At 68.5% G+C, this 19,208-nt stretch carries 10 protein-coding genes; 6 read left to right on the top strand and 4 right to left on the bottom strand.

Translation table 11 applies throughout. The annotated features are described in order from the left end of the window. Positions 1–10 precede the first annotated feature (10 nt). The 6 genes from EV385_RS12540 to EV385_RS12565 all read left to right on the top strand — a co-directional run bounded on the left by EV385_RS12540 (position 11) and on the right by EV385_RS12565 (position 6,286). Entirely contained in the window at positions 11–1,093 is a 1,083-nt protein-coding gene (locus tag EV385_RS12540) for a hypothetical protein (RefSeq protein WP_242624848.1), read from the top strand. Then, on the top strand, positions 1,080–4,103 hold the full coding sequence (locus EV385_RS12545) for a HAMP domain-containing sensor histidine kinase (protein ID WP_130509632.1): 3,024 nt from the start codon (positions 1,080–1,082) through the stop codon (positions 4,101–4,103). Before EV385_RS12540 ends, EV385_RS12545 begins: the two co-directional genes overlap by 14 nt. Beyond that, the gene (locus EV385_RS12550; RefSeq protein ID WP_130509633.1) at positions 4,100–4,570 is read left to right on the top strand and encodes a roadblock/LC7 domain-containing protein; all 471 of its coding nucleotides are present in this window, start codon (positions 4,100–4,102) and stop codon (positions 4,568–4,570) included. Before EV385_RS12545 ends, EV385_RS12550 begins: the two co-directional genes overlap by 4 nt. After that, positions 4,567–5,037, top strand: coding sequence for a DUF742 domain-containing protein (locus EV385_RS12555; protein WP_130509634.1), 471 nt, complete (start codon positions 4,567–4,569; stop codon positions 5,035–5,037). The genes EV385_RS12550 and EV385_RS12555 overlap by 4 nt, the downstream gene beginning before the upstream one ends. Further along, the gene (locus EV385_RS12560; protein ID WP_130509635.1) at positions 5,018–5,644 is read left to right on the top strand and encodes a GTP-binding protein; all 627 of its coding nucleotides are present in this window, start codon (positions 5,018–5,020) and stop codon (positions 5,642–5,644) included. The genes EV385_RS12555 and EV385_RS12560 overlap by 20 nt, the downstream gene beginning before the upstream one ends. Positions 5,645–5,737: 93 nt before the next feature. Then, positions 5,738–6,286: a hypothetical protein gene (locus EV385_RS12565; RefSeq protein WP_130509636.1), complete on the top strand. Its 549-nt coding sequence runs from the start codon at positions 5,738–5,740 to the stop codon at positions 6,284–6,286. 160 nt (positions 6,287–6,446) lie between these two features. Here the strand turns inward: EV385_RS12565 and EV385_RS12570 are convergent, their stop codons facing one another. From EV385_RS12570 to EV385_RS12585, 4 genes are all read right to left on the bottom strand, one after another. Further along, positions 6,447–6,770 (bottom strand): hypothetical protein, encoded by a 324-nt coding sequence (locus tag EV385_RS12570; protein ID WP_130509637.1) that lies wholly within the window; start codon positions 6,768–6,770, stop codon positions 6,447–6,449. After that, positions 6,745–7,326, bottom strand: coding sequence for a transposase family protein (locus EV385_RS12575; protein WP_165449455.1), 582 nt, complete (start codon positions 7,324–7,326; stop codon positions 6,745–6,747). The genes EV385_RS12570 and EV385_RS12575 overlap by 26 nt, the downstream gene beginning before the upstream one ends. A 342-nt stretch (positions 7,327–7,668) precedes the next feature. Beyond that, a complete protein-coding gene (locus EV385_RS12580) occupies positions 7,669–8,283 on the bottom strand; it encodes a DUF416 family protein (protein WP_130509639.1) in 615 nt (204 codons plus the stop codon). Beyond that, positions 8,280–19,127 carry a LamG-like jellyroll fold domain-containing protein gene (locus EV385_RS12585; protein WP_130509640.1) on the bottom strand — a complete coding sequence of 3,616 codons (10,848 nt, stop codon included), beginning with the start codon at positions 19,125–19,127 and terminating at the stop codon, positions 8,280–8,282. Before EV385_RS12585 ends, EV385_RS12580 begins: the two co-directional genes overlap by 4 nt. Positions 19,128–19,208: the final 81 nt, after the last annotated feature.

The raw sequence follows: 19,208 nt of genomic DNA on the forward strand, positions 1-19,208 counted from the left end.
GGCGGCTGTTTTGACGGTTCTGATACTGGTACCGGCAGGCTGCCTCTTCGCGTGGGTCTGGAACGACAACCAGGACCGCCGGGACAACACCCAGCGGGAGCGGCAGGGCGTGGAGTACCTCACCGCCCTGGCGCCGCTGATCAGCGGCCTGGCCGAGGCGCAGTCCTCGGCGCTGCAGGGCGTCGCCGCCCCACCGGCCTCGCTCACCACCGCCGTCACCAACGTCTCCGCGGTGGACGCCCGCCTCGGTGCGGAGCTCGGCACCCGTGAGCGATGGACGAACCTGCGCGACAAGATCGGCAAGTTCAAGACCCTCAAGGGCGACGCCGAGGCGGTCTTCCAGGCCCACGTCGAGGTCGCCGACCTGGCCCTGGCGCTGTACGCCTCCGTACAGAGCGGGACGGGGCTGCTGCGCGACCCCGACAACGACGTGTCCCACCTGCAGCAGGTCATCGCCGTCGATCTGCCCACCACCGTCACGCAGGTGAGCCGCATGGGCGACCTGGCGATGCTGGTCTCCGCGGCGACCCCCGCCCGCAAGGCGGTGCTCGCCCCGCAGTTCGGCGCGTCCGTGGAGTTCGTGAACGCCTCGGTCGACAACCTCACGAACAACCTGCAGGCCGCGGCCGAGAACACCACCAGCACGACGCTCAGCGGCAACCTGGTGAGCACCCTGGACCAGTTCCGGCGCGGGGTCGAGGCGCTGACCCGTGGCGCGAACCCCGGCGGCACCCCGAACCCGGCCACCATGGCCACCGCGCAGGCGCAGCTGCAGACCTCCCTGAGCGCCCTCTCCGGGGTGGTCTCCCGGGAGACCACCACCCTGCTCGACGACCGGCTCGACAGCCTCGACCTGCGCCACGCCGGCATCCTGACGGCCGGGGTCGCCGTGCTGGCGCTGACGCTCGTGGCCGGGGCCCTGCACCTCGTCGGACGGCGCCGGGCGTCCTCCGCCCGTCCCGGCCCGGCCCCCGCCGGTCCGGACGCCGCGCGTGGCATGGGCCGTCCCGGGGACGGCTACGGCCACCTGAACCAGGCGCCGACCTATGGCGACGCCCCGACTCAGCGGGAGCGGTCCGGTGTTCTTCGGTAGTTTGCGCATGCGGGGCAAGCTGGCCCTGCTCATCCTCGTACCGCTGCTCGGCGTCGTCGGCCTCAGCGTGCCCATCATCGCCGACCGCATCACCGTCGCCCGCGACGCGCAGAAGGTCGCCGAAGTGGTCGCGCTGGCCGTCGAAGTCGGCACCGCGGTGCAGGAGTTGCAAGAGGAACGCCTGCTGTCGGTGGGCTACTTCTACGGACTCGTCCCGCTGCCCGAGCTGTCGGTGCAGAGCGCCAAGGCGAGGGACCGGGTTCAGCAGCTGCGCGGCCTGAGCAAAGATCTCCCACTGGGACTGCGGCGGGCCATCGCCAACCTGTCGAAGCTCGACAACACCCGGCTGAACGTCCGCAACCGGGCGATCCCGCCCGAGGTGATCGTCGCCGAGTACACCACCGTCATCCAGCAGGTCTTCGTGCAGCTCGGCCTGTCCCAGATCGCCGACCTCACCACGGCGACCGGCCGGCAGGTGTTCGCGCTCGACCAGGCGCTGCGTACCGACGAGCTGATCAGCCAGATCGCCGGCTACCTGGTCCCGGCCGTCATCACCAAGCAGCAGTCGGTGCTCGGCCGGTTCTCGGTGGCGTTCGTCCAGCTGCAGCAGGTCTTCGCGAACAGCCAGCCGTACTTCACGCCCGCGCAGTACAAGCTGTACATCGGCGCCCGGGAATCGTTCCTCACCCGGTTGGGCCCGGCGTTCTTCCAGTACGGCACGACCGACCCGCTCACCGCGGCCAAGTCACTCAACATCAAGACCCTGTTCCCGTCGCTGCGCTCCATCTCCGTCATCGGTGGATTCATGGAGAAGCGGATCGCCGCCGACGTGACCACCGCGGTCACCCAGACGCGGCAGGACGCGATCGGGACCGCGTACAGCGTCGGTGGCGGCACGCTCGTCATGTTCGTCGTGGTGGTCGGCCTCAGCATCCTGATGGCGGGCGCGGTCGCCCGTCCGCTGCGTCACCTGACCGCCTCGGCCGACCGGGTGGCCCGCGAGGCCGAGGCCGAACTCCAGCGCGTCGCCGATGACGACACCGACCACGTCCGGCCCATCCGCCTCGACGAGGTCGATGTGGCGGGCCGCGACGAGATCGGCGACCTGGCCCGCGCGTTCGACCGGGTGCAGACCACGGCCGCACGGCTGGTCGAGCGGCAGGCCGTCGGCCGGCGCAACGTGGCGCAGATGTTCGGCCACGTCGGCCGGCGTACGCAGAACCTGGTCGGCCGCCAGCTCGCCCTGATCGACAGCCTCGAGCGCCGCGAGACCGACACCGAGCGCCTGCGCGAGCTGTACCGGCTCGACCACCTGTCCAGCCGTCTGCGCCGGAACGCGGGCTCGCTGGTCGTGCTCTCCGGCGGCGCCGGCGCGAACGAGCACATGGCCCCGCTGGCGCTGTCCGACGTCGTCCGGCTGGCCCTCGGTGAGATCGAGGACTACACCCGCGTCGACCTGGAGATCCCCGAGGAGATCGTGGTCGTGCCGTCGCTGGTGGCCGACCTGACCCTGATCCTGGCGGAGCTGATGGAGAACGCCACGTCGTTCTCCCCGCCGCACACCCGGGTCAGCGCCACCGCGACCGAACTGCGCGGCGGCGCCCGGCTGGCCATCGTCGACCACGGCCTCGGCCTGTCCCCGGAGCGCATGACCGAGGAGAACGCCCGGCTGACCCGCCGTGAGCGCCTCGACCTGGCGCCCACCGAGGTGCTCGGCCTGTTCGTGGTCGGCCGTCTCGCCCGGCGGCACGGCATCGAGGTGACCCTCACCGAGACCCCCAACGGCGGTGTCACCGCGTGGCTCGACCTGGAGCCAGCGCACCTGATCACCCACGCGGAGGCGGTGCCGGCCGCCCCGATCCAGGCGTCCGTCGTCGGCCACCACACCACCGAGCTGCCGACGCTCATCGCGGGCGCCGCCGGCCGGCACGCGCCGGGCAGCACCCAGCCGTTCGACGCGAACAAGCTGAACCGGGCCACCGAGACCATCGAGGCCGCGCTGACCTGGAACGCCTTCGCGCTCGCCGCGAGCCCGGTCGCGATCGAGGCGGGATTCCACCGCCACGAGCCGGACCGGTACGTCGACGACACCGTGTACGACGCGGAGCCCGTGCCCGACCACCAGCCGCGCACGCACGGGTACGACCTCGGCGTCCCGATCGCGGGCCGGCACCCGGCCGCGCTGCCCGAGCTGGAGGGCCGGCTGGTCCAGCCCGCCCAGACGGAGATGGTGCTGCCCCGGCAGCGCCAGCCGGAACGGCCCGTGCCCCAGGCCCTCGCGGGCCCGGCGCAGCTTCCTTCGCCGCACGCCCTCGCCGGGCCGCCGTCGCTGCCCGCGCCGAGCGCCGCGCCGGCCAGCCCGGCTCCCGACCTCCCGCGCGGCGGTGGGGCGGCCCCGCTGCGCCGCCGGGTGCCCGGTAGCCACATGCCGACCGAGACCGGTCCGACACCCCGCACCGCGCCGCCCACCTCGGACGACGCGCTCGCGGCCCGCGACGCCCTCGCGGACTTCGAGGCCGGGGTGGCCCGCGCCCAGTGGGACGTGATCGAGGCCGACGTCGCCGCGCCGCCCGCGGTGGAGTACCCGCCGCCCGGCGCGAACCAACCGCCACCGGCGGCAAGCCCGTCCGCGTTCGGCGGCAGCCCGCCGCCGGCGAGCCCGCCGCCGTTCGGAGCCAGCGAGCCTTCGTTCGGGCAGCCTTCGTACGGGGGTAGCCAGCCTTCGTTCGGGCAGCCTTCGTACGGAGGAGGCCAGCCGTCGTACGGGGCAAGCCAGCCCGCACCCGCGGCGAGCCCGCCGCCGCCCTCGACCGGCGGCAATCCCCCGCTGGCCAGGCGCGTGCCCGGCGCCTCGCTGCCGGTCACCAGCCCGCCCAACCAGGCGCCACCCGCGTCACCGGTCCAGCCTCTCGACCCCGAGGCTGCCCGGGCTCTGATCGAACAGTTCGAGCACGGCGTCGCATCCGCACTCAATGAAACCCAGCCACAACACGAGGGACAACCGCGATGACATCCCCCTACTCCACGGACACCGGCAACGGACGCGACTTCGCGAACGCGCAACTGAGCGCGGAAGCGAAGACGTTCAACTGGCTGCTGGACTCCTTCACCTCCGGGACCGCGGGGGTCCGCGAAGCCATCGCCGTCTCCTCCGATGGCCTGCTGATGGCGATGTCGAACAGCAAGGACCGGTCGAACGCCGAGCGGCTGGCCGCGGTGGTCTCCGGCGTCACCAGCCTCGCCGGCGGAGCCGCCGCCTGGTACGCGCTGGGCAGCCTGAACCGGGTCATCATCGACATGGCCGACGGCTACCTGCTCGTCACGGCCATCAGCGCGGGCTCGGTGCTCGGCGTCATCGCCGACCGCAGCGCCAACCTCGGGACCCTCGCGTACGAGATGACGCTGTTCGCCACCCGCGCGGGTGGCGCCCTCAGCCCCCGTCTCATCGCTGAACTGAAGAACGCCGTCCAGCAATGAGATTCGCGCCCGGCTCCGACGACCCGGTACCCCAGGTGGCTACCGGGGTCCGGCCGTTCCTGCAGTCGGGCGCCCCCTACGAGCGGCCGGCCGGTGAGTACTTCGCACCGGCCCACGCCGAGCACGAGTCGCCCGGGGAGCAGACGACCGCGCTGCGGCCGTTCGTCATCACCTCCGGGCGGGTGACGGCGGCCGACCCCGCCATCGGGATGGAAACCCAGGTCACGCTCCGCCCCGGAGTGGTGCCCGACCGGCTCTCCCCCGAGCAGCGGGCCATCGTCGGTCTCTGTCAGGAGTCGCTGTCCGTCGCGGAGATCTCCGCACGGCTGAAGCTCCACCTTGGCGTGACCCGCATCCTTGTCAGCGACCTGCACGCGGCCGGCTACCTGGACGTACACGTGCTGGACGACGAGTTCCCCGACCCCGACACCATCATGCGAGTGATCCGTGGACTTCGAGCCCTCTGACCGCGTCGTCGGCACCGCCCGCGTGCCGAGCGGTCGCAAGCCGGGCGCCGCGCCCGTACCCGTCAAGATTGTCGTCGCCGGCGGCTTCGGCGTCGGCAAGACGACGACCGTGGGCGCGATCTCCGAGATCGCACCGCTGCGCACCGAGGCCGAGATGACCATGGAGTCCGTCGGCGTCGACAACCCGAACCCGGAGACGGCCAAGACCAGCACGACCGTCGCCATGGACTTCGGCTGTGTGACGATCGACGACACGCTGAAGCTGTACCTGTTCGGCACGCCCGGCCAGTCCCGCTTCGCGTTCATGTGGGACGACCTGGTCCGCGGCGCCCTGGGCGCGCTCGTGGTGGTCGACACGAACCGGATCGACGACTGCTATCCGGCCGTCGACTACTTCGAGCGGGCCGGCATGCCCTTCGTGGTGGGGGTCAACACGTTCAACGGCCAGCTCAGCTACAGCCTCGACGAGGTCCGCTGGGCGCTGGCCGTGCCCGAAGATGTACCCGTTCTGTCCTTCGACGCACGGTTCCGTGGCTCTGTCCGGGATGCCCTGCTCGTGGTACTTGATCGCGCCCTCGATCGAGCCCTGAAAATGAAGGCGACGTAAGGTTGCGCCGGACGTTCGCCGACGCGGGTTCCCATAGCGGCGGTTGAGCGTGCAGAGTTGTACAAGGCAGCGACCTGACGGGAGGACAGGGGCATGCGGGGCGGACTGGACGACGCGCTGGACAAGCTGGCGCGCCGCGATGAGCTGCGCCGCCGCGCCGCGGGGGAGGCGACTCCGGCCGCGGTGACGGAGCTGGTCGAAGCGATCGCCGCGGTCGTCGGACGCAATCCGGAACTTGCCGTGACCGTGGGGGTGGAGGGCGCCGGGGATCCGGTGCTGCTGCACTTCGCGGTCGAGGACGGGGTCGTCCAGGTCAGCGCGGACCACACAGTGGCGGTGCGCACCACGGAGAGTGGGCCGACCGCTCGGCCCGCCGACTTCGACATCGCGGTCGGTGAGCCGATCGACGAGCCCGCAGATCCGGGTACGCCGCCCTTCCCGCAGGGATCTGGCGCGGACGGGCTCTGGCGCGCCGGGGAACAACACAGGTACGGCAGCCCCATGGCTGAGTCGGCGCCGCAGCCGATGCCGAAGCCGGTTCCATTGAAGGTGAAACCGGAGGACACGGAGCAGGCCGCGAGGCGGCTCGCCGCCCTGATCCGCGACAATCCCACCCTGCTCCGCGACACCACGACGGACTGACGGCCGCCTTACCCGACCCGCCCTTTCCCGTAGTTCAACCGTGGTCAAGCGGCCATCCGTCGAGGCGCCGCATAAATTCCTCCAAGCCGTATAAGGAATGACACGGCGATGCCTGTCAGTCATGGATCTTCTGTCCAGATCCACCAAAGCCGACCCGATCCTAGACCCCGTCAAACCAGTCTTCGTGCCGTGCCCAAGCAAGCAGGATCTCGCGCTCTTCGGCCGGCCATGTCGACAATGCTTCAGCAAGGTGCACGCGTTCGAAACCCTGCAGCGAGTAGCCCAAACCGCAGGCGGCCACCCATGCCAACGTGACTGAACCAAACCAGCGTTTGGCAGCGAACCGGTCCGAGTCCATCCAACCGAAGAGCCGATCCTGCAATTCGCGGCTTCCGTCCGCGCGACGTCCGACCTCAAGGATCGCACGTCCGCGCGAAACGACAGACTCCGACTCATCTTCAACTGTGGCGATGAGATCGTTCACACCGATTCCTTGAAACTCTGGATCCGGAGCGAACATACTTACCACAGCTGCCATAGACGACCTTCCAGCGATTACTTGTAGACATCGGCCTTCCGCGCTCGGCCAGGGCGGACAGCAGGTGTAGCTGCTCACCGTCGGCGTCGACGGTGCCACGGACGGTTTTACCGTCCAGACGCACCTGTATCGGCGCATCGCCGCTGGTAGGCGCCTGTTCAGGGTTGCCGGGCCGCTGAGCGGCGGTCCACTCGGCGATCACTGCGTCCAAGACGTCGGTGTCGGTATCGGTGCAGACCCGCCAGATCGTCGAGCGTGACGACCGCCCGCCCGGACGGGCATCGACCCGCGTATACAAGCCATCGAGGATGTCCGTGGGCACGTCGGCAACCCAGCCCGTCATCGCGATGCAGCCCTTCAACCCGGCCACCGTGGCCGCCGCGACCAGGGCGAGCACGACCGCGACCGGATGATCACGGCCCTGGCCCGAACGGCCGTCAGAGACGGCGAGGAACAACTCCAGCAGACCGTGACACGAAGGCGTGAACGAGGCCTCGTCCACGGTCGCTGGCGATGATGGAGTCGCTGGCGATGATGGATCGGTGGTGGAGATGACAGACTGCGGCAGGACGAAGCTCTGGTTGAACCAGTTCCGTGGAAAGACCTGGTCTCAACGGAGCTTCGTCCATATCCGACACGCTGACACCGGCACTCACCGCAACTATCGATCTTGAAACGGCCGTGCGGACTCCCGTCTCGCGTCTTCTGACGACGCGAGACAGGATAACGCTCAAACTGGACTCAAAGCTCGTAGGCGCGCACCGTCAGGCGGCCGCGGCGCAGAGCCCGGGTGACCCACGATCGGCACGGTAGTCGGACTGGTTGGATCGAGTCAGCACAAAGGTCAGTCGCCCTCGATGGGACCGCCAATCGGCGCTCGTTGAGCGAGAACACGCAGTTCAGCAATCGCAGACGAATCGGCACCCCGGTTTCGGAGGATATCTAAAGTAGTTGCTTGCCGCTGCAACTCCGTTTGAATCGAAGCGGATTCGAGTAACGATTCGCGGTCGCTGGCGTCAAGGACTTCCAACTCCTGTTCACGCGCCGTGAACTCGTCAACTGCAGCATAGGCCCGCTCGGAGGTATAAGCCGCCATTTCGACATCATCACTTCGTATTAACTCCAGGAGATAGACGAGGGCGGCGATCGCGTCCTCTGCCTGCGGTGCCCACTCGTTCCAGTCGTCTTCTGTTGGCAGAAGCTCCTTCACCGCATCCGGGGAAGGAAGGTCAGGGGGCATGGAGAACCCGTCGGAGGTTCCAAGTGAAGACCACACGGCATCGACAACAGTCCTCACCAACTCAGGATCGCCGACTTCCTCGATCTCGCTGAACCTGGCGTAGGACGGGACAAGAACCTCCACACAGCTGACTGCGAAGGCGACTCGCTGCCACGAGGTGAGTGCCCCGAGACTCGCACGGAGTTGCTCGCCATCAAAGCGCACTACAGCTGGCATCATTTCCCCCTGAAGGTACGCATGACCGCACTCATCCCGTCATCCGTGATTCTATAGCCCTCTTCTTCCAGGTACTGGCGGCAGGCAGGACAGATCGCGTGTGGGTAGCTCGAGAGCGCCCTTGGTCTTAGTCCGAGATCCTTCGCCCGTTCATTGGCGGTGACCTCAGCGTGCTGGCCCGGAAGCCGGGCTTCAAGCTCTGATCCGCCCAGCTCGGCTCGCTGGCGAGGATCGACGTCGCGCACACCTGACGCGACGAGGTCGGGACCGTCCTGAGTACTCATCACCACCGTGTCACGCTGTGATTGAGCAATTGGGTCAAGCGCCCGGTTGATGCGCTGAGCACTACGCTCCAGCCGAGGAACGTCGCACGCACGGTTCGCGAATGCCGGGTCGTTGTTGTGGACGAGGACGGGCTTGGTGCCTGCGATCACATAGTACGTGTGGATGTCGGCGACGGTGAGGTCGTGCATCTCCTTCGTGCCAGCGAAGTTCTTGACCTTGCTGACACGGACCTTGCCCCGGCCCGCGACCTTCAGCTCGTCACCGGGCTTCAGGTCCCTCGCGTAGGACCACTTCTTGTCCGTCGCGTTCCAGAACGGATGGTTCTGCGTGGTGTTCAGGACCGACCCACGCCCGTTGCGATCCTTGACCGTGACGTCCGAGAACTCGTGGTCGGTGTTCAGGTGCGTGACTTCGACCATCTTCGGCGTCGGCGTACCCGAGGTCGGGGCTGCGGCCATCACCAGGTCGCCGGCCTTCACGTCCTTGATCGGACGCTTGGACCAGTCCCCCATCAGCACCCGGGTGTCGGGGTCGAAGCTGTGGATGCCAGCCGACCTGCGCGAGCAGCCACCACCACCGCCACCGCTGCTGACGAGGCCGAGACCTGCTGCCGATTGGAGCCCGCCGCCACCCTGCGACTTCCGGTTGAAGGCGCTCATCCCCGGAATGACACCCATCGCGGCGGACTTCAGGTCGACACGTCCAGTTGTGATCGCCTGGTTGAAGACCTCGTCGACGCCGTTCTCGGTCGCCTCAGTCGCCAGTCGCCCAACCAGGCCGGTGCCGACCTTGCCAGCCACCATCGTCCCGACCTTGCTGGCGATCATTCCGCCGGCACCACCGGCCAGACCCGACAGCGCGCCCGTGCCCATCGATCCAAGCGCATCCCCGAGGCTGTGGATGTCGCCCTGCGCCGAGTCCTTGGCCAGGTTGATCAGCGCACCCGCGCCCACCATGCAGGCGATCGCACCGGCGCCCGCGGTCACCGCGGTGCAGGCCATGCCCGCCAGGATGGCGCCGCCGATAGCGGCGACCTCCAGCAGCGTGTCCTTGTTCTCGACCACCCATTTCTTTGTGGCCTTCGCTGCGTCCTTGACCACGCTGACGGTCTTCTTGACCACCCGCTTGGCCGCCGACAGCGTCTTCTTGGCTGCCTGCTTGAAGGCCTTGGCGGTCTTCTTCACAAAGTTCTTGGCCTTGTTATAGGCCTTCTTCACCCACTTCGGGGTGTGTTTCTTGATCGCCCGGACGGCCTTCTTGTAGAAGCGCTTCGCCTTGGACGCCCACTGCCGAACGTGCTTCTTGACGGCCTTCTTGACCTTGTTATAGACGCGCTTGGCCTTGTGGTAGACCTTCTTGATCTTCTTAACGCCGGCCTTGTAGACGCTCTTGACCTTCGAGGCGCCGTAGTTGTACGTCGCCCGGGCGTACGAGTAGCCGGTGTTCCACGCGGACGACACCGCCGATGAGGCGCTGTTCCAGCCGGACGAGACGGTGGACGTCACCGTACGCGCGGCGCTCTTCATCCAGCTCGGCACTCCCCAGTGGCCGGTGGGGTCGGTGACGGTGAGCGGGTTGGCGTCGCCGTACTGGTAGCGGTTGGCGTTGACCGAGTCGGGGACGGGGTTGTTGTTCGCGGTGTCGCGGGTGTCGAACTGGCCGGTGGCGGTGTTGTACCAGCGTGCGGCCATGTTGACGCGGTTGGTCGTCTGGTCGGTCCATTCGGACTGGTAGCCGAGGTTGCCGATCATGGCGCCTGCGGAGGCGATGACCTTGCCGAGCGGGTCGTAGACCACCGACGCGTCGAGGGTGGTGCCGGTGGCGGTGAACTGGCCGACGATGTCGTCGTGGATGTCGGTCCACGCGTACCGGGTGGTGGCGCCGGAGGTTTCGGCGATCACCTCGTTGGCGGTGCCGCGGATGTAGGTGGCTTCGCCGTCGGCGGCCAGGTCGTTGTCCAGGCCGGTGTAGGAGAAGCCGTCGCGGATGGCCCGGCCGAACGCGTCGTAGCGGTAGTTCTGGGCGCCGCCACCGGCGATGCCCTGAGTGATGACCTGCCCGAATGCGTCGGTCTTGGTCTCCACCCCGTTGACCGCGCGCAGCGTGCCCCGTGGGGTGTAGCTGTAGTTCGCGTTGTCGCCGGTCAGCAGCCGGTTCCGGGCGTCGTAGGTGAACTGCTTGCCGCCGTTCTGGATCCGGTTGCCGGACCTGTCGTAGCTGTACACCGTGGTCGCGGTGCCGTTGTTCCACGAGGTGAGCCGGTCGGCCAGGTCGTAGTCGTAGGTGTTGGTGGTGGTGGTCCCGCCGAAGTTGCTGGTCTTCTTCGAGGTCAGGTCACCGTTGGCGTTCCACCCGTACTCGATCTTCGCGATCGAGGCGCCCGACCCGGTCTTGAGTTCGTCGCTGGTGAGCCGGTGCAGGTCGTCGTAGCTGAAGTTGCGGCTGTTACCGGTCCCATGCGCGATCTTGGTGACCGCGCTCAGCTTGTTGTAGCTGTAGGTCTGGTCGACGCCCTTGGCGGTGTTGGTGAGCTTGTCCAGCCGGCCGGCCGTGTCGTACCGGAAGCTGGTGGTGCCGGCCGCGTCGGTGCGGCTGGCGATGGCGCCGTCCGGGTTGTAGGTGAACGAGGAGTTGCCGGACGGGCCGGTGATCGAGGTCGGGAGGTCCCGGTCGTCGTAGGCGATGGTGTTGGTGCCCTGGTCGCCGGAGAACTTCGTCAACCGGCCGGACTTGTCGTACTCGAAGCTCCGGTCGGCGGTGTCGACTTCGGCGCCCGCGCCGGACTGCTTGGTGAGCAGGCCCATGGCGTCGTAGGTGTTGGTCACGCTGACGCCGCCGGGCAGCAGCTGCTTGACCGGGCGGCCGGTCTTGTCGTACACGACCGTGAACGTGCGGTCGGCCGGGTCGGGGTGTGCCGGGGTGGACGGCTCGATCTGCGACTCGCGCAGACCCCACGCGTTGTACGTGGTGAAGAACGCGTTGCCGCGCCCGTCGGTGAACCGGGTCCGGTTGCCCTCCAGGTCGTAGCCGAACGTGGTCTCGATCGCGTCGGAGGCGCTGATCGGCTGCCGCTCGCGGACCAGCATGCCGGTGGCGTCATAGTCGAACGTGGTCCGCGTCTTGCGCCCGTCGATCGTGGCGACCACGTTGCCCGCCGCGTCGTATTCGGTGGACGAGTCCTGCAGCAGCGTCCCGGCCGCGTTGTACGCCGCCGACTTGGTCGCCCGCCCGGCCAGGTCGTAGCTGGTGGTGGTGTACGTGTTGTCCGGCAGGGTGCTGCGGACCACCTGGCCCGCCCCGTCGTACGTCAGGGTGGTGACGTTGTTCGCGCCGTCCTTGACGGTCAGCGTCTCCCCCAGCGGGCTGTAGGTGGTCGACTGCTTCACCCCGGTCGGCGAGGTCGTCTCGGACAGCCAGCCCCCGAACCCGTAGCTGTAGCGGGTGGTCGCCGCGGTGTTGTCCTGCCGGATCAGATCGGTCGAGGTCAGCTGGCGGCCCAGGTAGTCGTAGGTCGACGTGGAGACCGCACCGGTCGCGTCGGTCACCGACAGCACGTCCCCGGCCAGGTCGTAGGCGTAGGTGGTGACCCCACCGTCGACCGCGGTCTGCTTCGACAGCCGGTCCAGCTGGTCGTACTCGAACCGGGTGATGCCGCCGTTGGGGTCGGTGACCGTCTCCAGCTGCCCGGACGCGTTGTACCTGCTGATCGTTTCCGGGGTGATCGGGGTCGACGAACCCGGCGGCGTGTAGGCGGGCATCCGCTGCAGGGTCGGGCGGCCGTCGGCGTCGTAGTAGGTCAGCGACCAGTTGCCGTTGGCGTCCTTGCTGTCGGTGACCTCACCGAAGGTGTTGTAGCCGGTCCAGGCCACCGCGTTCGCCAGCACCGAACCGGACGTGCCGGTCTCACTCAACGCGGCCGGCGCGGTCGTCTTGACGACGTTGTTGTCCTCGTCGTACGCGGTGTAGCTGGTGTTGCCGTTCGGGTCGGTCGCCGACACCACGTTGTCGTCCGCGTCATAGGTGTACGACGTGCGGCTGATCTTCCGCTCCGCACTCGGGGCGGCGCCGCTGGTCACGTCCGCGACCTCGGTCGCGGACAGCGCCTGCTGGTACACCTGCACATCGCTGAGGCCGCCCTTGAGACGGCTGCCGAGGTCGCCGTTCCACATGCCTGCACCAAGAACCATCGAGGCGGCGGTGCCGAACGCCCGGCCGTTGGCGGTCGCCTCCAGGTTGCCGTCGACGTACAACTTCGCGGTGCCCGCGGAGGCGTCGTAGGTGCCGGTCAGGTGGGTCCACCGGCCCGCGGCCGGGACGGTAGTGGACAGTGCCAGAGTGCCCGCGGAATCGGCCACGTCACCGTGCAGGATCTTGAACCGCCAGCGGTTGCTCTCCTTGTCGTAGGCCAGGTCGAACGGGGACTGCTGCTCCCCGCCACCACCCGACACGGCCCGGTGCAGCCGGTCGGTGTCGGCCAGCTTCACCCACGCCGAGACCGAGAAGTCGCGGCGGGTGTCGACCACCGCGCCCGGGGTGGTCATCGCGTCGGTCCCGGCGAACACCGCGGACCCACCACGCTCGTCGCTCCACGACACCCCGGACCCAGCCGTCGCGGGGCTGTTACCCGCGCTGTCGGCCGCCTTCAGCCCGGCGCCGTCGGCCAGCTTCCACCGGCCCACCGGGGACGCACCCCCGCTGTTGGTCAGATAGGTGGTCTGGGCCAGCATCCGGCCCGCGACGTCGTACAACGCCTCCGCCTTGGCCATCACCGTGCCCGACGCGTCCTTCTGCGTCGTGGCCACCGCCCGGTCATCGGCGTCGTAACTGACCGACGTGCTCCGCTTCAACCCGGCCGGGTCAGCGACCGTGGAGGTCTCCCGGTTCACCGCGTCGAACACATGCTCGACCGTGGTCGCCCCGTTGTTCGTGACCTCCCGGATCAGGTTGCCCGCCGCGTCGTACGTGTTCTCCTCGATCACGTGCGTCTGCGTGCCGTCGGTCCGGAAGACCTTCGCCTCCAGACCGTTGTCCGTGTACTGGTGCGTCGTCGTCCAACCCATCGCGTCGGTCACGGTCGCCAGCCGACCCGCCGGGTCGTACGAGTTGCGCTCCAGCACCAGGTCACGGGCGTCGCTCGGGTTGTTCGGGTCGCCGGTGTAACCGCGCAGCGTGGTCGACAGCAGGTTGCCCTCGGCGTCGTACTCGCTGTGTGTGACCACCCCGTCCGGGCCGGTCTGGTCCACCAGCCGCCCTGCCGCGTCGTACGTGAACGTCGTGGTCGCGCCGCCCGGCGTGGTCGAAGAGACCTCCTGGCCGTACTGGTTGTAGCCGTGTTTCTCGACCCGCGCCGCGTCGCCACCGGTGGCGTCCTCGGTGCGCTCCTCGACCGGATTGCCGTCCACGTCGTACACCGTGGTGGAGACCCGGGTGTGCACCGCACCGGTGACCCGGTTGGTGACCGCGGGGTCGGTCTCGGTGACCTTGCGACCCATCCGGTCGTAGGTGGTGGTGCTGACCAGGCCCTGCGGGTAGGCGCCCGAGATCTCCGTCTCGGTGAGCACCTGGCCGAGGCCGTCGTACGTGAACTTGGTGATCTTTCCGTTGGGCTCGGTCACCTGCGCCACGTCACCGGACTTGAAGTACGTGACCGTCTGCGTCGCGCCGCCCGGGGTGGTCACCTTCGTGGGCAGACCCGCCGGTGGTGTGCCCCCGTCGGCCGCGACGCTGTTCGCGTCGGTGTAGACGGTGCGGGTCACCCGCTTGAGCGGGTCGGTGACCGTGGTCAGGTTGCCCTGGTCGTCGTAGGTGTTGGAGGTCAGGTAGGTGTCGTCGGTCGCCGACGCGGACCGCCCGTCACGGACGGTGAGCAGCGCGTCGTTCTTCGGGTTCGGCGCCAGGTTCGTCGACGTCGCGTCCGGGAAGTACGTGAAGTACACCGAGGAGCACTTGTTCGCGCTCTGGTCCTGGCAGGTGATGGACTGCTTGGTGTTGCCGCGGGCGTCCTGCAACGTCTGGGTCAGCGCGCCGTTGGGGTCGTACACCATGCTGGCGAAGCCGCCGACGTCGTAGCCGTACATCGTGGTGTTGCCCAGCACGTCGCTCTGCGCGACGATCCGGTTGCCGTTGACCAGGTCGTAGCTGGAGACCTGCTGCCCACCGGTCGGGGTGGTCACCGCGACCTGGGAGACCGGCATCGGGATCGCCGTCGCGACACCCGAGACCATCGTCATCGCCACCGGCGCGGTCTGCTTCACCGTGTCCACGTGGTTCTTGACCTGGTCGCCGTTGAGCGCGCTGTCGTAGAACGCGACGTCCGAGATCTGACCCGGCCACCAGCCGGTGTCCGTGGTACGACCGGGCCAGCCGCCCGCCCACCGCCCGGCGCCGACGTACGCGTGCGTGGCCTCGGTCGCGATGACCGTGCCGGACTTGACCGCGGCGACCGCACCGTCGAGGTACAGCGCCTGCGCGTTGGTCGTGGCGGTCAACGCCACATGGTGCCACTTGCCGTCGTTGACCGCGGTCGGCGCGGTCATCGGCGTGGCGGCGCTACCGGTCCACAATCCGCCGCGCAGCTTGCCGTCCGTGCCCACGTACAGCGCCGGGGTCCAGCCGGAGGTGGCCGCCTCGTCGATCGCGTCGACCTGATAGCCGAACAGCACACCACCCTTGGTGTTACCGGCCGGCAGCTTGAACCACATCTCGATGGTGTTCGGCCCGGTCGTGGGCACATCCTCCGCAGGCAGCTCCAGGTAGGAGGAGGTGCCGTTGAAACTGGCCGCGGGGGTGTCGCCGAACTTGCCCGCGGTGTTCAGGGTCACCGAGTTGTAGGTGGCCTGCCCACCGGCGACCTCGTTCACCGCGTCCGTGACGTCGGTGTCGCCCAGGCGCCAGTAGTCCTTCGGCTTCGCGCCCAGCACCGCCGCCGCGTAGACCAGGCTGGAACCGGCGACGGTCGGGTTGGCCAGCCGCCAGGTGCCGCCGTTCTCGTCGACGACGGTGGAGACCTTGCCGGTCACCTTGTCGTAGCCGACCGTGGCCGTGACGCCGCCGCTGGGGCGGGTCACCTTGGACAGCACCGGCTGCGCGGTACGACCGGAGGCGTTCAGCGTGGCGACCGTGGACGCGTCCAGGGTGGAGTTGAAGAACGCGACATCCGAGATCGACCCCTTGAAGTAGGTGGCCTTGGCCGGGGACGCGCCGGTGTTGACGTGGTCGGGCCAGAGGCCACCGACGTAGCCGCCACCGATGTTGACGGTCTCCGTCACATTGGCCACGGCCCGCTTGATCGTGCCCGCCAGGGTGGCCTTGGCGACGCCGTCGATGTACATGGTCTGCGAGTCGCCCTCACCGGCCAGCACCACGTGGTGCCACTTGCCGTCCGTGACGACCGTGTTCGACTGCATCGCCGCAGCCGCGTTGCCGATGTAGAGCTCGCCGCGCAGCTTGCCGTTCTTGTCGATGTACAACGCCGGGGTGTAGTTGCCGGTGGTCGTGCCCTTGCTCAGCGGGTCGCCGTTGTAGCTGAACAGCACACCGCCGGGGGTGGTGGTGTTGAACCACATGCTCACCGACTGGTACTGGCCGTCCGCCACCAGACCGCTGGGCAGCTGCACGAACGAGCTGGTGCCGTTGAACCCGGTCGCGGTGGCCGTCCCACCGGCCAGCGGACCCGGATGGCCCGAGGTGGTGAAGTTGTAGCGGGCGTTGTCCATGCCCGCGTTGGACAGCACCACACTCTTGGCGGCGACCGAGCCGGCCGCGTCACCCAGCGGCCAGTACGACTCGGGGCCGACATTCAGCACGGCGTTGGCGTACTGCGAGGTGGTGTCGTAGTCGTAGGTCCAGCACTGTGACCAGTTGTCCGGCTGGCACACCTTGGTCAGCCGGTCCTCGGTGTAGCCGTACGACCAGGTGTTCGCGGTGTCCCAGTCACCCGGCTTGGTCGGATCGGTGGCGACCCAGGACACGTGCGGCGCGGTCGCGCCCGCCGGGGTCTCCCAGCCCATCTTCAGCGTCCGGCCCGACGCGCTGGTCAGCGTTGTGGGGTTACCGGCCGCGTCGTAGGCGACGGTGAGGGCGCGGTTGTTCGCGTCCTTGATCGAGGTCAGCCGGAACACCTTGCCACCGGTCAGTGCCCGGCCGAACGTGTAGACCGTCGCGTCCTTGTCGGTCAGCGTGTACCCGGTCACCGTGCCACCGGAAGACTGCTCGGTCAGCGTCGAGAACCGCCCCGACGGCGGGGTGAACGTCCCGTTCGAGTTACGCCCGAACGCCACCTCCTCACCGGTCGGGTAGGTGATCCGCACCGACTGCACCGAGTTCGCGGTGTCGGTGATCCGGGTGGCGCGGGTGTCCAGGATGCTGGACCAGCCCGTGCCGAACGCGTTGTCGCGGCGCGGGTCCAGGCTGTTGTAGCTGCGCGTGATCGCCAGCGACGGGCCCACCGTGGCGACGTTCGCGTCCGTCGCCGAGGTGGTGTAGTTGCCCGTGCTCGCGTCGAAACCCTTGCCGCCGTTCTGCGCCAGGTCGCTGGTCAGGGTGGGCTGCGGCACGGCGGTGGTGAACGCGTACGCCGGGGTGGCCGTACTGTAGGTGACCTTGTCGTACGCCTTGACCGTGTACAGATACGTCGTGTTCCACGCCAGCTTGCCCGCCGGCACCGTCCACGTCCCCGCCACCGCCGGCGACGTCGCGATCGTCGTCTTACCGTCCGCGCTCAACACCGTGTACACGTAGCTCAGGCCCTGGGCCGGCCAGTTGTCCGAGTCGTGGCCCTTGACCAGCAACTCCGGCGTCAGCGTGTTAACCACCGAGTTGTTGCCCGGGTACCGCACATCGACCTGCGGGGCGACGTTGGTGGCATACGTCAGCTCCAACACCGGCTTGTGCGACCCACTGTTGTAGTTCGCCGAGGTGAACCGCTTCCACGCGTTCGAGTCGGACTCCGACGCGGTCAACGCCAGACCGTAGTTCGGGTTGCCCTTCGACCAGCCATCGATCGTGGCCGGGTTCAGGTTCACCGACACCCACTTACCCTGCGACCGGTTCCCGCCCGTGTTGGTGCACGCCGCACCCGGATCCGTCACCGTCAACGACCCGATCGACCCCGAATAGGCCGGGCCGTCCCAGCCCCCGTTGGTCAGACCGGCGACCGTCCAGCTCTCCGTGGAGGCCCGCACATCGAACGCCCGGTCCACCGTGCACGAATAGGTCCAGGACAGGAACAGCTTCAACACGGCCTTCGTGATCCGCTTGCCCTTGAAACCGTCATCGTCGAACTCGTCGAAGTGAATGAACGACCGCGCCTTGACCGTCCCACCGTTGTACGTACCGACCGGCAGGTTGTCACCGTTCTGATTCGTCGTCGAGTTGTCGTTGTCCACGTACACGTCACCCGTGGTGCCGGTGGTCGCGGTCGGATCCACCCGCACCGGGTAGACCCGCGCCGGGTCGTCCAGCCACGCCCGGTCGGCCTCCACATGCAGCACCGGCACACCGTCACGCTCGGAAAGCTGGTAGGTCACCCCACCCGACTCGGCCGGCGCACCCGAACGCGGATCGACCTTCGAGTCCTGCATCCAACCCTTCGGGAACCAGGCGACCGCCTTACCGTCGGCGTTGCGCAACTCGATGCTGCCGTCGCCGGCCAGCCGCGGCGTCAAACCCTTCAGCGCGAGGGGGAAGGTCCACGACGACGGCGCGTCCTTCGACCGCAGGATGAACGTCTCCTTGATACCGGAGTCAAACGTCTGCAACTCCAGGTCGGTCTGCGGGAGGATGCCCGGGTACGTGGCGGTGTTGCCGTCCACGGTCGGAGTGACCGGGGCCGCGCCGTCGAGGGTGTAGCCGACACTCTCGCCCGTGGGCAGCTTGAGCGTCGCGAGCTGCTTGCCCGCATCGGGGGCCTTGGCCGGAGCGTCGGCGGGTGCGCTGGGGGCCGTCGACGGCGCCACCTGACCCGGCTCCTGCCCGGGCGCCTCGACCGGGGCCTTCACCACCGGAACCTTCGCCGCCAGCGACGCGTCCAGGCTGTTCGCCGCCATGTGCAGCCGCCCGTCGGCACGCTTCTCCAGATCCGCATCGATCGGCTGGAAGGTGCCGTCCTTGCCCCGGAAGTTCACCGGCCCGGTGTACGTCTTCGCCGTCACCGAACCGTCCGCGTTGTCGAACACATCCGAGCGGGCGGTGGACTTGTCCTCGTCCCGCTCGCTGGTCTTCGCGTCGAAGCCGAGGTCCGCGTCGGGGGTGACCTTGCGGCCCCGGTTCGGGTCGTACGGCTGGTACGAGTCCAGCGTGCCGGGGGCCGGCTTCGGCGCCCGACCGGCACCACCCTGCGCCGTGGTGTCCGCCGTCGTGGCGGGCCGGTCGCTGCCGCCCGGACCGCGCTTCTGCTGCGGTACCACCGGATCCGGCTTCGCCCACGCCGGCCGCTGCGACACCCACGACCACAACCACGAGACCGGCAACTCCGGGTCCCGCACAGCCCCCACGGGGGCGGCGACCGTCAGTCCGAACACGACCGCCGTGGCAACAGCGATCTTCCCAGCGGCACGGCGCATCGCCGGCTCCTCCCCCGTGAATTCGTGAAACGCGAGGGAGTCTGCGGTACTGGCGAGACAGGAATCAAGTCAGGTACGGAC

It is taken from the genome of Krasilnikovia cinnamomea, from assembly GCF_004217545.1.
Taxonomy (GTDB): domain Bacteria; phylum Actinomycetota; class Actinomycetes; order Mycobacteriales; family Micromonosporaceae; genus Actinoplanes; species Actinoplanes cinnamomeus.

Bases quoted from the DNA above. Each gene is read 5' to 3' on its own strand.
- EV385_RS12550 (WP_130509633.1), top strand. From the start codon at position 4,100: ATGACATCCCCCTACTCCACGGACACCGGCAACGGACGCGACTTCGCG.
- EV385_RS12555 (WP_130509634.1), top strand. From the start codon at position 4,567: ATGAGATTCGCGCCCGGCTCCGACGACCCGGTACCCCAGGTGGCTACC.
- EV385_RS12565 (WP_130509636.1), top strand. From the start codon at position 5,738: ATGCGGGGCGGACTGGACGACGCGCTGGACAAGCTGGCGCGCCGCGAT.
- EV385_RS12580 (WP_130509639.1), bottom strand. From the start codon at position 8,283: ATGATGCCAGCTGTAGTGCGCTTTGATGGCGAGCAACTCCGTGCGAGT.
- EV385_RS12585 (WP_130509640.1), bottom strand. From the start codon at position 19,127: ATGCGCCGTGCCGCTGGGAAGATCGCTGTTGCCACGGCGGTCGTGTTC.